The organism is Blautia sp. NSJ-140 (assembly GCF_022868965.1).
Lineage (GTDB): Bacteria > Bacillota > Clostridia > Lachnospirales > Lachnospiraceae > Blautia_A.
In genome coordinates, this window is sequence record NZ_JALIFS010000012.1 from 27759 (window position 1) to 42283 (window position 14525).

At 43.5% G+C, this 14525-nt stretch carries 8 protein-coding genes; all 8 read right to left on the bottom strand.

The features are described 5' to 3' along the window. Positions 1 to 149 precede the first annotated feature (149 nt). The 8 genes from MUB50_RS13410 to gyrB all read right to left on the bottom strand — a co-directional run bounded on the left by MUB50_RS13410 (position 150) and on the right by gyrB (position 14263). On the bottom strand, positions 150 to 3695 hold the full coding sequence (locus tag MUB50_RS13410; RefSeq protein ID WP_118625757.1) for a leucine-rich repeat protein: 3546 nt from the start codon (positions 3693 to 3695) through the stop codon (positions 150 to 152). Positions 3696 to 3947: 252 nt separating this feature from the next. Next, positions 3948 to 5246 (bottom strand): leucine-rich repeat protein, encoded by a 1299-nt coding sequence (locus MUB50_RS13415; RefSeq protein WP_182434005.1) that lies wholly within the window; start codon positions 5244 to 5246, stop codon positions 3948 to 3950. A gap of 95 nt (positions 5247 to 5341) precedes the next feature. Further along, positions 5342 to 6664, bottom strand: coding sequence for an alpha-L-fucosidase (locus MUB50_RS13420; protein ID WP_118368789.1), 1323 nt, complete (start codon positions 6662 to 6664; stop codon positions 5342 to 5344). Positions 6665 to 6731: 67 nt separating this feature from the next. Further along, positions 6732 to 8198, bottom strand: a complete 1467-nt coding sequence (locus tag MUB50_RS13425) for an alpha-L-fucosidase (protein ID WP_118625753.1) — start codon at positions 8196 to 8198, stop codon at positions 6732 to 6734. A gap of 193 nt (positions 8199 to 8391) precedes the next feature. Further along, complete coding sequence (locus tag MUB50_RS13430; protein WP_118625751.1) at positions 8392 to 9102, bottom strand: lysophospholipid acyltransferase family protein; 711 nt, start codon at positions 9100 to 9102, stop codon at positions 8392 to 8394. Between the two features lie 23 nt (positions 9103 to 9125). Next, positions 9126 to 9755: a hypothetical protein gene (locus tag MUB50_RS13435; RefSeq protein WP_243101222.1), complete on the bottom strand. Its 630-nt coding sequence runs from the start codon at positions 9753 to 9755 to the stop codon at positions 9126 to 9128. 15 nt (positions 9756 to 9770) lie between these two features. After that, entirely contained in the window at positions 9771 to 12323 is a 2553-nt protein-coding gene (gene gyrA / locus MUB50_RS13440) for a DNA gyrase subunit A (RefSeq protein WP_118625749.1), read from the bottom strand. A 14-nt stretch (positions 12324 to 12337) separates the two neighbouring features. Continuing rightward, positions 12338 to 14263 carry a DNA topoisomerase (ATP-hydrolyzing) subunit B gene (gyrB, locus tag MUB50_RS13445; protein WP_118516005.1) on the bottom strand — a complete coding sequence of 642 codons (1926 nt, stop codon included), beginning with the start codon at positions 14261 to 14263 and terminating at the stop codon, positions 12338 to 12340. Between the last annotated feature and the right edge of the window lie 262 nt (positions 14264 to 14525).

A 14525-nucleotide genomic window follows, 5' to 3' on the forward strand; every position in this document is an offset into this window, starting at 1 on the left:
AAACGTGTTCTTTTTTTGCCTGCAATATATAAAAACAGACTGAGAACCTGATATATATTCTTATCAAGTTCCAGTCTGTTTTGCGTGCTCAAACATATAAGATGTAACTATGAGTAAATAACAAATGCTGATTACTAATATCCTTTGAATTATTTAACCGTTACCTTACAGGTCAGTTTTTTGGAACCACTCTGAACGGTAATGGTTGCAGTTCCTTTTTTGATGCCTTTTACAACACCTTTGGATGTGACCGTTGCGATCTTTCTGTTAGATGATCTGTAAGTGACCTTCTCATCGGTATTTCTTGGTGTTGCAACGGCTTTGATGGTGAAGGTTTTTCCTCTGTTCACGGTCTTTGTTTTTGGTACACCGGTGAGTTTTGTTGTTTTGACTTTTGGCATTACCTTGATGGTAACAACTGATTTTTTGCTTCCGGCTTTTACTGTGATCTTGGCAGTGCCTACCTGTTTTCCTGTGACAACACCTTTGGAATTTACAGTTGCGATGTTCTTGTTGGAAGTGCTGTATGTAACCTTATCCTGACTTGTGATCGGGTCAAGAACTGGTTTCAGAGTTACTGTTTTTCCTTTGTAGATGCGGGTGGATTTCAGGTTGGTGATGTAGCGGGTAGATACCTTGCCTTTCTGAACGGTTATCATTACAGCAACTGATACTCCACTTTTTAAATTAATATCCACATACGTTTTTCCGGATTTGTTTTTTGCAGTAAGTTTGAATGTACCATTTTTGCTGACATTGGACACTGTTACAAGATTCTTATTTCTTGCTGTTACACTCTTTACATAATCTCCTTTTGTAAAACCGGAAGCACGGACTGCAGTTGTGGACTGGCCATATTTCAGGGTAATCTGATCTACATTAACATGGACCGTATAAGTCAGAATTTCTCCAAATTCTATCTGTCCGCACCGCTTACAAGTTCTCTCATTCTGATAAGCCTCTGATGCATCTATCGGGTAGCTTTTTCCAATCTGGTATCCATGAGCACCTGTTGCAATCTCCCGCAATTTCCATTCTGACCATTCATGCCCCAGTATAGGAGTAATCAACTCATCATTCGGATCAAAAATCTCCTTTTTTGCCTCTTTGTCCAGAAAACACTTTCCGCATTTCATGCACTGATAGTATTCACGTCTGCCTGAGTTCCAGCAATTGGCAGCTAATCCCGGAACTAATTCCAGTTCATGGCCTGTTGCAGGATATACTACAGATTCTAATTCATTACCATCGTATGGATCATCATAATTTTTTCCACAAGATTCACAGTGCCAGTACTCCCTGTTTCCATCTTCGGTACAGGTTGCTTCTTTCCAGTCAACCCAGGTAAATTTATGTTCAAGCTTCTCGATTTTGGTCTCACCGGAAACTACAGTTCCTGCCTCATTACTGAAATCTTTTCCACATACATTACAATGCCAGTATTCGATATTTCCCTCGTTTATACAGGTTGGCTCAACACTTGCATAATGTGTTAACGGATCTGCAACATTATGGAAGGCAAAGCTTTCTCCTGCTGCATAGGTTTCGGCTGTGGAACCTTTATGGCCTATGATCACAAGTGTACTGTTCTTCTCAGTATCTGAATTGTAGCCGATCGCACGTTTCTCGATTTTTACAGAATTTCCTGGAATGTAAACACTTCTGAGCGCCTGGCAGCCTTTAAATGCATCGGTGTCAATCTTGGTTACATTTTCTGGGATGGTGATGTCTTTAAGTTTACTGCAGTCTACAAATGTACCATATACAACACTTGTCAGTCCTTTTGATAAATGAATTGCTTCGAGACCATAACAGATTGAAAATGCATATTCCCCAATTTCTGTTACACTATCTGGAAGTTCTAGACTCTTAATGCTACGACACCAGGTAAATGCATGCTCTCCAATTGTTTTCAGATTCTTCGGGAATTTTATGCTTTCAAGATTGTCATCATCATCAAATGTACCGTCTTTGATTTCGGTGATACTGTCCGGAAGTTCAACTGTTTTTAAATTGTCATTACTTGCAAATGCATATTTTCCTATATCTGTTACGGATCCCGGAACTATCATCGTACTGTATTGACCACTTGAAAATGCACTGTCTCCGATTGTTTTCAGACCATTTGGTAATTTGAACTCTGTTACCCCAGTGTTCCTAAATGCGCCAGCTTCAATCGTTGTCATTCCAGCTGGCAGATTAATTTCCGTCAGTCTTCCACAGCCTGAAAAAGCCGCTTCTCCAATTTCTGTGACACCGTCTGGAATTACAATACTGTTCAATCTTCCGCACCCTGAAAACATAGAATTATTTATACGTTTAAGTCCGTATGGAAGTTTAACACTTCTCAAATCTGAACAACCGGAAAATACTCCTGTTCCTATATCTGTCAGATTATCCGGAATTTCAATAGCTGTTAGGCTACTGCAATTATAAAAAGTATTCGCTTCTATACTTTTCAGATTTTTGGAAAGTGTTACATTGCTGAGCTTCTCACAATTTCCAAATGCGTTCTCTCCTAAAGTTGTCAGGCTATCCGGCAAAACAATATTGCTTAAGCTGCTGCAGTTCTCAAACGCAGCCTTTCCAATTGATGTCACACTGTTGGGAATATTAATACTGCTCAGACTATTGCAATTATAGAACATACTTTCTTCAATAGTTGTAAGTCCCTCCGGTAATACAATATTATTCAGCTTTCCACATTGGCTAAATGCTCTCTGTTTTATTGATGTTACACTTTTAGGAATATTAATATTGCTCAGACTGCTGCAATACTGAAATGCACCTTCACCTATAGTCGTTACTCCATCCTTTAATACAACATCTTTCAGATTGCTGCATCCATAAAATGTCTCTCTTTCTATTGTTGACACACTCTTAGGAATATTAATACTGCTTAAACTATCGCAATTGCTGAATGCGCATTCTCCAATACTTGTCAGGTTTTCCGACAATATAATTGTACTTAAATTACTACAACCTGAAAATGTATAATTTCCCAAACTTGTTAAACTTTTTGGTAATGTAACACTGGTTAAATTCTTACAATCCTGAAATATACCATCCCATGACCCACAATTAAGAGAAGTAATTCCTTCTCCAATTTCTATGCTTTTAATCCTTTCATCATTTCTAAACTGCCAGGAAAATGCCACACCACTACCTTCAATCACAAGCCGTCCATCCCCATACAGCTTATAAGTAGCATTACTTCCACAGCTTCCACTGTCAACAACTTCCGAACTGTCGCCCGCACCAGCTATCACAGCTTCTCCATCTGAAAAACCATTTTCCACTTCTGCTTCCAGTTCTACATTCTCAGAGCTGTCTGCTTCTGTCTCTACATTCAGTTCCTCTGCACTGTCGTCAAACATCTCCAGATTACTGGTATCGTCAGCCTGCGCATTCTCATCGGATACTTCACTTTCAATTTCTTCCTCGCCTTCTGCGTCTGACGCTGCAGCGACAGTTTCCTCACTTTCATCCGCTCCTGCAGTTTCATTTTCCGCTGCATCTACTGCAATTTCCGCTGTTGTCTCTGTCGCTGTATCTCCGTTTTCTGTTCCTGCTACTTCTGTTTCATCTGCCTGAAATTCCTCAGCCGCATACACAGACACTGTCTCCACCGGAGCCGCCGCTGTTGTCAGGATCATAGCCGCAGACAGCAGCCATGCAATATTCTTTTTCTTCATAGATTTCCCCCATTTTCAAATTCACATTTATAATAAAATTATAAATTTCCCATCACATTTAATCAAGCTTTGTTTAGAATATTTTTGTCATATTTTGTCTGTTTACAGACATTTTTTAACATTTTTTCTACTATAAAAACCCGGCAGCTGCACATGTGAAAAATCTCCATGTTTCATCTGCCGGGCTTCTGTTTTTATTTTCTTTTGTATTCTTTCACTGTTATGGCGATTTTACGTACGCCTGCTTCATCGTTACTTCACCGTTACCTTACAGTTCAGTTTTTTCGCTCCGCTCTGCACGGTGATCACGGCCGTCCCTTTTCGGATTCCCTTTACAACACCTTTGGAATTTACCGTAGCGATCCTGCGATCCGAGGAACGGAAAAGAATCTTCTCGTCGCTGTAATACGGCACGGTCACTGCCTGGATCGTGTATGTTTTTCCACGAAGTATGGTTTTTGTTTTGGGCACGCCGGTCATCTTTGCGGTCCTTACTGCGGCAGTATTGTTCAAAAAACGGAACCCATTTTTCTTTGCATAAGTCTGAGCAGTAGAACTCTTTTTTCCGGCAATGACAAAAGTTTTATTTTTTCCACTATTGAAATTATAGCCGATCGCTTCTTTTTCTATCACTGTTTTACTGTTGAGGATCGTAATCTTTTTCATAGCCAGGCAATCATAAAAAGCATGGCTTCTGATCTTTTTCACACTGGCAGGTACTGTAATATTCCCCAGTTTTCGACAATTATTAAATGCACCGTTCCCGATCTCTGTAAGCTTCTTCGGCAACGACACCTTTCTGAGATCTGCACAAAAAGAAAACGCACCTTCACCAATAACCGTGACACTGTCCGGAAAACTTACTCCTGTCAAACCGCAATGCCGAAAGGCCGCTCTTTCTATCCTGGAAACACCCGGTCCAAGCGTAACCTTTTTCAGCTTCATATCCGCCTCAAATAACGATTCCGGTAATATTTTCACACTTCCCGGAATGCTGACAGATTCCAGACTGTTACAGTAACTGAAAGCATATTCATCAATTTTTGTTACAGTTTTCGGTACATCCAGACTCGTAAGCTTACTCTGGTAAAAAGCATATGCACCAATGCTTTTCAGTCCATCAGGAAGCTTGATCCTGGTGATCGCAGTATCTCCAAATGCTCTTACCCCAATACTCCGCAAAGTTCCCGGCAACGAAATCCTCTTCATATTTCTGCAGCCTGAAAAGGTTCTGTCACCGATTCCCGTGATCCCAGATGCAACGGTTACTGTTTTTATCATTGCTGATCTGTATGAAAAATTATCGGTAACCTTAACCTCCCCTTTTCCCTGTATCTGCAGGTTTCCATTGGAGTACAACCGGTAAACAGCTTTACTTCCGCAGGAGCCCTTCGCAACAAGCTTTGCAGTGCTCTGCACGCCTGCTGCCGATGCTTCCTGTGCATATTCAGCCGCATAACCGGTCTGTGCATGTACAGCCACAGAAGATACACAGGACCCTGTCAGGATCATTGCCGTTGATAACAGTATTGCGATTTTTTTCCCAAACATAAAAGCTCCCTCCCTGAGAATCGATCGGATATCCACGATCTTCTCCCATGCAGCAACAAAAGGACCAGCATACATCCGGTCCTCATGTTCATCATTTAGAATCTGTTGGTTAATCCAACCACATACATATCTTCTTTATATTCCGGGATTTTCACAAGAAGTCCCTCTGCAGTATCTTCAGTTTCTACCTTCACTGCCGGATCAAATGGTCTCAGCGCTCCGTGGTAGCCTTTGATCAGGAATTCATTTGCGCCTTCCTTAAGATGATCTGCAAACACATTCAGATTTCCGTCTTTCTGTGTATAATGAAGCTCGATTCCATTCTCAAGCAGCTCAGATTCACGGTCACTGCAGCGTGTTCCGTAAATACCGTCATGGTTTACCTTCAGCCATGCACCCAGGATCTTCAGTCTTCTTACCTGCTCCTCCGGGATAGTTCCGTCTGCCTTCGGTCCGATGTTCAGGAGAAGATTTCCGTTATTTGCCACTGTTCCGACAAGAAGTGAGATCAGATCCGGAACAGAGATCAGCTTGTCATCGCCTTCGTTGGCATTATAACCGAAGGATAAGCCCATTCCACGGCACATCTCCCATTTCTCATTTCTGTTTACAGAACCGGATTTATATTCCTTAGTAAGGAAATCGTGATAACGTCCGTTGAAACGGTCATTTACCACACCTTCCGGAACCTTATTGTAATAATGTGCTAAGAAATACGGCATCATCTCTTCACTCTGTGTCGGCCATCCGATATCATTCCAGAACACACTCGGTGCATAATCATCTACAAGCTCTTTCATCTGATTATAGGAATAATCTGCATATGCAAATGTCGGGCTGGCTGTTCCAAACAGATCATCATCCTCAAAAATAGGATCGTTTGCATACTGCCAGTCGATCAGTCCGGAATAATACAGGCCCATACGGATTCCTGCGTCACGGACAGCTTCTGTCAGCTCACCGGTGATATTTCTCTTCGGTCCCATTTCTACGGAATTGAAATGTGTATATTTACTTGGGAACAGGCAGAATCCGTCATGATGCTTGGTTGTCAGAACAACATACTCCGCACCTGCTTCTTTGAAGATCTCTGCCCACTGCTTTGGATCCCAGTTTTCAGCTTTCCACATAGGAATAAAATCTTCATATTTGAAATCTTTTCCGTATTTTTCTATATGATGCTTATATGTAGGGCCTTTTCCAATGTTCAGAGAATTGTAATACCATTCTGCATACGGATTATCCGCAAACCATTCCTTGGAATCAACCTCTCCCAGTTCCCATGTATGCGGTGCAAAAGCCGGCACGGAATAAATTCCCCAGTGGATAAAAATTCCAAATTTACAATCATCATACCATTTTGGAACTGTGTGTGCATTTACAGAGTTCCAGTTTCCTGTGAATCTTACATCTCCCATAATTTAAATACCTTATCCTTTCTGTCCTTTAAAAAGGACATTATAATTTACTTGCTTCCCCCAACAGCTATTCTACTGTGATCTTCAATACCACTGGCATATCACCCGCCTCAATAACCCCTCTTCCGCAGGAAATATCCAGTTCTTTATTTCTCGCAAATGCCGGATGCAGATCTGTTCCGAGGATCTCAATATCCCGGATCGTGGATTTCAAAAGCTTCATATCATTGCCAAGAGCTTTGATATGGATTTCTCCATCCTCCGGCCAGTGCAGAACAGTCGCATAAATATGATTGCTCTTACTTGTAAAACGGATATCCTCAGAAGTAAAGTTCTTATCATAGGTATCCGTGAAATGTCCCTCCGGAACTACCGTCGGTCCCTCTCCGAATATCTTCCAGTATCTGGTTCCGTATATTGCCTCTCCGTTTACCTTCAGCCATTTTCCCATTTCTCTCAGGATATATGCATCCTCTTCCGGAATTGTTCCATCCGGCTTCGGTCCGATATTAAGAAGAAGTGCACCATTTTTGCTGACTACATCGATCAGATCCAGCACTACATCGGAAGGCTTCTTATAATCATTTCCAATGGTATAACCCCAGGAATTCTTGGCTACAGAAGTATCATTCTGCCACAGATCCGGTGTGATATGGTCTAACTGCCCTCTTTCCAGATCATTGACTGCGCTGCCGTAAACATATGCGTCAAATTTGGCATCAATGGCTGTTTCTTTTCCCCACTGTGCAGAACGGTTGTAATAATATGCTGCAAATTTACGAAGATACGGTTTCCATGCATACTGCTGTATCCACCAGTCAAAATATACGATGGATGGCTGATATTTATCTACGATCTCGCAGGTGCGGACAAGCCAATCCTGCATATGCTCCTCCGTCGGGGGATTGTCATAAATATCAGTCATATCTCTGGTAATTCCTGCTGCCGGCCCATAAAGATCCGCATATTCCGGATCATTGACATCAGCCTCCGGAATCTGACGACCTCCGTTAAAGAACCAGTAATGCTCTGCTCTGTGAGAAGAAGCACCGAGAACCATTCCCTCTTTCTCAACCTCTGTCTTCAGTTCTCCGAGAATATCTCTCTTTGGTCCCATCTCAGCGGCGTTCCAGCGACAAAGGTCACTGGCATACATCTGAAATCCATCGTGATGCTCCGCTACCGGAACTACGAACTTCGCCCCCGCCTCTTTAAATAATGCCGCCCATTCCTTCGGATCAAACTTCTCAGCCTTAAACTGAGGAATAAAATCCTTGTAGCCGAATTTATCCAGAGTTCCGTATTTCTCTGTATGATGCAGGTTCTCCTTAGAGCCTTTCACATACATATTTCTGGGATACCATTCGTTTCCGAATGCCGGAACACTGTAAACACCCCAGTGGATAAAAATTCCGAATTTATCTCTTGCATACCACTTCGGTACAGGATGCTCACAAAGAGAATCCCAGGTATCCGTGTATGGTCCCTGTGCGATCACCTCATCGATCAGAGAAAGGTATTCTTCTTTTTTCATTTTGTAGTCCTCTTTTATATTTTTTGGTCATTTTCAACAGATGCTTATATGTTACCATCAAACTTTTCGGTTGTATACGTTTGACAATTCACAAATAAAGCGTTTCGTTTTTGTGCAATATATACATTTCAAAAGTAAAAAATACTCCGATGATGTTTTTATTTGAACATCATCGGAGTATTTTCTGTTTTTATCAGATATTCTCTTCGATCACCTTTTCGATCCGTCTCTTCACTTCTTCTGCGATCTCTGTGGTATGCATATCTTTGTATTCCTCATAATACATCGGAGGAAGGATATGCACCTGTACGGTGATCCTCTCTGTAGAACCTGTATCAAAAGCCTTAAAGGAATCGATCAGTGCAACCGGAACGATCGGGCATTTCGTCTTGGTAGCAGTCTTGAAGCTGCCGCCCTTAAACGGTCCCGGATGATTTCCGTTTTTACTTCTGGTTCCCTCCGGAAAGATCAGATAATTACGACCAGCCTTCACTTCCCGTATTACATTGACAATAACCTGCATGGACTGCTTCAGGTCTTCCCTGTCAATGATAAAGGCCTTCATACAGGCAAAAACCTGCTTCAGAAAAGGAATCTCTCCAACTTCCTTCTTTGCAACTACCGAAAAAGGAACCGGGCAGGCCCGGATGATCGCCAGCACATCAAACAGACCCTGGTGATTCGGAAAAAACATAAACCCCTTTTCTCTTGGGATATTTTCAGCTCCATGCACATCAATATGGATATTTCCGCCTTCAATGGCACGCTCATCTACCTGTCTCAGGAATGCGTATTTCTTCTCTTCCGGATAATCATCTGTATGCGCTGCATACCAGCAAAGTTTGATCCACCAGTAAGGAACAAAGACTATATTTCTGAGCACCATCAGTAAAATCCGCTTCATTCTTACATCCTCCCGCCTCTGCTTTATCCGTTCAGTTTCCCTGCGATCTTATCCTCGTATCCCGGATTCTTTTTCAGAAAAACCTCATAAGCTTTTGTATAATCTGTATAGGTTTTCGTAGTCATAAATTTCTGATAGTCTTGGGCAGCCTGTTGGCTGATCTTATCTGAAATCTCAGAAGGCGCATACAGATAATACTTTTTGTCCTGGACCTTTACAAGATAGGTACTGATACATGGATATTCCTGCTCGTTCTCCAGAACAAGATTATAGCGGATATAAACATAAGAATAATTTTTGTTTTCAGAAATGGAGCCACAGCTGTCGATATTTACATCCTTTACTCCATGGGCCTGGAAATATTTTATCGTGGAGGAAATCTCTGTTTTCGCCTCATCCGATAGCTTATCCGCACTGTAACAGCTCTGCATCTTTTTATTCTTGCCTGCTGCTGCCGCTTTGATGTAGCCTTCCACAACTCCCTCCGGAGTTCTGTGGCTGATCTTTCCGCAGCCCCTGGCCGCCAGAACGATCACCAGCAGGATCAAAATGATCCCCGCCAGTGTCGCAATGTGGACAAAATTCAGTTTTTTATTAGAGTATTTCAGCTTCTTTACAGATTTTTTTCTGCGTTTTTTCTTTGTCGTCGTCATGACTTATCCTCGACCTTATTCTTCTTCACTGCCTGTGACAGCTTCCTCTGCAGAGCCTTCTTCGTTATCGCCGGTTTCTCCGTCAGCTTTTTCGGCATTTGTATCTGCTTCCGGATCTTTATCTCTTACCTTGGCGATACTTGCAACGGTTACACCCTCTGTAAGATTGATCATCTTCACACCGGAGGTGATCCTTCCAAGGACAGAGATATCCGCACACTGCAGACGGATAATGATACCCTCTGTAGTGATCATCATAATCTCGTTCTCTTCGTTGACAGCCTTGGCGCCGACAACATTTCCGGTCTTCTCGGTGATCTTGTAGCACTTCACACCCTTACCGCCACGGTTCTGGACAGCAAACTCACTCATGGCTGTACGTTTGCCCATTCCGTTCTCAGAAGCTACAAGCAGATAATCTCCCTGGGTGTTCAGCTGCATGGCAACAACTTCATCACCGTCAGTAAGATTCATACCTCTTACTCCCATGGACGCACGGCCTGTGCTGCGGACATCCGTTTCCTTAAAGCGGATACACTGTCCGTCCCTGGTCACAAGAATAATATCCTTGTTATTATCAGTAGCCTTAACCTCTATCAGCTCGTCATCATCACGGAGAACGATTGCTGTAAGACCTGTCTTACGGACATTCTCGTAATCCTTGATCGGAGTTTTCTTCACAAGACCTTTCTTGGTGGCCATCATCAGATAGTGACCCTCTTCATATTTACGAAGCGGGATCACAGCTGTGATCTTTTCTCCCGGTGCAAGCTGCAGAAGATTGATGATTGCAGTTCCTCTGGCTGTACGACCGGCCTCCGGGATCTCATATGCCTTCAGTCTGTATACACGTCCTGTATTAGTAAAGAACATGAGGTAATGGTGCGTTGTCGTCATCAGAAGCTCTTCGATATAGTCATCCTCAATAGTCTGCATACCCTTGATTCCTCTGCCGCCACGGTTCTGGCTGCGGAAGTTGTCAACGGTCATACGCTTGATATAACCAAGCTTTGTCATTGCGATCACTGTATTTTCTCTCGGAATCAGATCCTCTGTAGAGATATCATATACATCGTATCCGATGGAAGTCTTTCTGTCATCGCCGTATTTCTCTGCAATGGCAAGAATCTCCTCACGAATCACCCTGAGAAGGAGCTTGCGGTCAGCAAGGATTGCCTGGAACTTGCGGATCTTCTCCATAAGCTCTGCATACTCAGCCTCCAGCTTCTCTCTTTCCAGACCTGTCAGTGCACGGAGACGCATATCCACGATTGCCTGTGCCTGCACATCTGTCAGCTCAAAACGGTCGATCAGCTCCTGCTTGGCGATCTGTACGTTGCGGGAACCGCGGATGATGCGGATCACTTCGTCAATATTATCAAGTGCCTTCAGAAGACCCTCCAAAATATGGGCTCTCTCCTGTGCCTTATTAAGATCATACTGTGTTCTTCTGCGAACTACATTCTCCTGATGCTCCAGATAGTACTCCAGCATCTCTTTCAGATTCAGAACCTTCGGTTCCATGCTTCCATGATTCGGAACAAGAGAAAGCATGATCACACCAAAAGTATCCTGCAGCTGTGTATGCTTGTAGAGCAGATTCAGGATCACGTTGGCATTGGCATCCTTGCGAAGATCAATACAGATTCGCATACCCTCACGGCTGGAATGGTCGTTCAGGTCTGTGATCCCATCGATCTTTTTATCACGGACAAGCTCTGCGATCTTCTCGATCAGACGTGCCTTGTTTACAAGGTACGGAAGCTCGGTAACTACGATACGAGATTTACCGTTTGGCAAAGTTTCGATATTTGTCACCGCACGGACACGGATCTTGCCACGTCCGGTACGGTAAGCTTCCTCGATGCCTCTCGTTCCGAGGATGGTCGCTCCTGTAGGGAAGTCTGGTCCCTTTACGATCTCAAGAAGCTCCTCCATAGCTGTTTCTCTGTCTTCTTCCACAATGTTGTCAATGATCTTAACAACTGCATTGATAGTTTCACGAAGGTTATGCGGCGGAATATTGGTTGCCATACCTACCGCAATACCTGTAGTACCGTTTACCAAAAGGTTCGGAAAACGTGCCGGAAGCACAACCGGTTCACGCTCTGTCTCATCAAAGTTCGGCTGAAAATCAACCGTATCCTTGTTGATGTCAGCAAGCATCTCCATGGATATCTTGCTGAGACGTGCCTCTGTATATCGCATGGCAGCCGCACCGTCACCATCCACAGAACCAAAGTTTCCATGTCCATCAACCAGCGGATATCTTGTGGACCATTCCTGAGCCATATTAACCAGCGCACCATAGATGGAACTGTCACCATGCGGATGATATTTACCCATGGTATCACCGACAATACGCGCACATTTTCTGTGTGGCTTGTCAGGACCATTATTCAGCTCGATCATAGAGTACAGAACTCGGCGCTGTACCGGCTTCAGACCGTCTCTTACATCAGGCAAGGCTCGTGAGGCGATAACACTCATGGCATAGTCGATGTAAGATTCCTTCATCGTTTTTTCCAGATCCACTTCGTGGACTTTGTCAAAAATATTATCTTCCATTCTTCTTTATTCTCCTAGATATCAAGATTCTTAACGAATCTTGCATTTTCTTCGATAAATTCACGTCTTGGCTCTACCTTGTCTCCCATAAGAGTGGTAAATGTCAGATCGATCTCAGATGTGGCAGCTTCGTCCATGGTCACACGGAGAAGGATTCTCTTCTCAGGGTCCATAGTAGTCTCCCAGAGCTGCTCGGCATCCATCTCACCCAGACCTTTATAACGCTGGATCTTATTGTTTCCGTCACGTCCGATCTCGGTAAGGATATTGTTCAGCTCATTATCGTCATATGCATACCATACCTTTTTGTTCTTCTCCACTTTATAGAGAGGAGGCTGCGCCAAGTATACATATCCCTGCTTGATCAGCTCCGGCATGAACCGATACAGGAAGGTCAGAAGCAGTGTTGCGATATGTGCACCGTCAACATCGGCATCGGTCATAATGATGATCTTGTGATAACGAAGCTTGGAAATATCAAAATCCTCATGGATTCCGGTTCCGAAGGCAGTGATCATTGCCTTGATCTCTTTGTTTCCGTAAATTTTATCCAGACGTGCCTTCTCAACATTCAGGATCTTACCACGAAGTGGAAGGATCGCCTGTGTGGCACGGTTTCTCGCTGTCTTGGCAGAACCACCCGCGGAATCTCCCTCTACGATATAAATCTCACAGTTCTCCGGATTCTTGTCAGAACAGTCTGCAAGCTTTCCCGGAAGTGACATACTGTCCAGTGCGGATTTTCTTCTTGTAAGGTCACGTGCCTTTCTGGCTGCCTCTCTGGCTCTCTGTGCAAGAACAGATTTCTCAACTGTAGCCTTGGCAACTGCAGGATTCTGCTCCAGGAAAATCTCCAGCTGTTTACTTACAACACTGTCTACCGCACCTCTGGCCTCACTGTTTCCAAGCTTCTGCTTAGTCTGACCCTCAAACTGCGGATTCTCGATCTTAACACTGACGATCGCAGTCAGGCCCTCACGGATATCATCACCGCTTAAGTTTGGCTCACTGTCCTTAAGAAGCTTGTTCTTACGTGCATAATCATTAAATGTATTGGTGATCGCATTACGGAAACCGGTAATATGCGTACCACCCTCCGGTGTATTGATATTGTTTACAAAGCCATAGGTGTTCTCTGTATAGGAGTCATTATGCTGCAGCGCAACCTCTACAGACACGCCGTCCTTCTCACCCTCACAGTAAATGATCTCCGGGTAAAGAGCCTCCTTGCTTCTGTTCAGATAACTTACAAACTCACGGATACCACCCTCATAGTGGAATACCTTCTCGCGCTCCTGGCCTTCTCTCTTATCCTCCAGTACGATACGAAGACCCTTAGTCAGGAAAGCCATCTCACGAAGTCTCTGTTTTAAGATATCATAATCATAAACAGTCTCCTCAAAGATCTCCTTGTCCGGAAGGAAATAAACCTTCGTACCGGAAAGCCCCGGCTCACAGTCACCTACCACCTTCAGCGGGTACATAGTCTTGCCACGCTCATATCTCTGTCTGTATTCCTTACCCTCTCGGTAGATGGTAACCTCCAGCCATTCGGAAAGTGCATTTACAACAGATGCACCAACACCGTGAAGGCCACCGGAAACCTTATATCCTCCACCGCCGAACTTACCGCCTGCGTGAAGAATGGTAAATACAACCTCAACTGCCGGAATACCAGCCTTATGATTGATGCCAACCGGAATACCACGACCATTATCTGTAACTGTAATGGAATTATCCGGATTGATATCTACATGGATCTCCGTACAAAAACCAGCCAGTGCTTCATCGACTGCGTTATCCACGATCTCATATACGAGATGATGAAGTCCACGGCTGGAGGTACTTCCGATATACATTCCAGGCCTCTTACGTACGGCTTCCAGTCCTTCCAGGATCTGGATCTGATCCGCGCCGTATTCTGTATTCTCTGCGCCCATGTCATTCCTCCTGTTCTTGTCATCCGGACGTATTTGAAAATTCATTTCTGCAGAACCATAGCAGCTTCAGAAATTATTACATCAAATCCTGAGCAAGAAAAACTGATCTGTTAATTTCAGAAAATACTGTATTTTCATTTTGCAGAAAGCAATTCTCAAACCCACTCCGGAAGTGTCATTTATACCTGTAAAATAAATATTTTTTACATACGAATACAGAGTTTATTATAGCACAAAAAAGCCTGTATTTCCACGCAAAATC

Bases quoted from the DNA above. Each gene is read 5' to 3' on its own strand.
- gyrA (WP_118625749.1), bottom strand. From the start codon at position 12,323: ATGGAAGATAATATTTTTGACAAAGTCCACGAAGTGGATCTGGAAAAA.
- MUB50_RS13420 (WP_118368789.1), bottom strand. From the start codon at position 6,664: ATGGGAGATGTAAGATTCACAGGAAACTGGAACTCTGTAAATGCACAC.
- MUB50_RS13415 (WP_182434005.1), bottom strand. From the start codon at position 5,246: ATGTTTGGGAAAAAAATCGCAATACTGTTATCAACGGCAATGATCCTG.
- MUB50_RS13425 (WP_118625753.1), bottom strand. From the start codon at position 8,198: ATGAAAAAAGAAGAATACCTTTCTCTGATCGATGAGGTGATCGCACAG.
- gyrB (WP_118516005.1), bottom strand. From the start codon at position 14,263: ATGGGCGCAGAGAATACAGAATACGGCGCGGATCAGATCCAGATCCTG.
- MUB50_RS13435 (WP_243101222.1), bottom strand. From the start codon at position 9,755: ATGACGACGACAAAGAAAAAACGCAGAAAAAAATCTGTAAAGAAGCTG.
- MUB50_RS13410 (WP_118625757.1), bottom strand. From the start codon at position 3,695: ATGAAGAAAAAGAATATTGCATGGCTGCTGTCTGCGGCTATGATCCTG.
- MUB50_RS13430 (WP_118625751.1), bottom strand. From the start codon at position 9,102: ATGAAGCGGATTTTACTGATGGTGCTCAGAAATATAGTCTTTGTTCCT.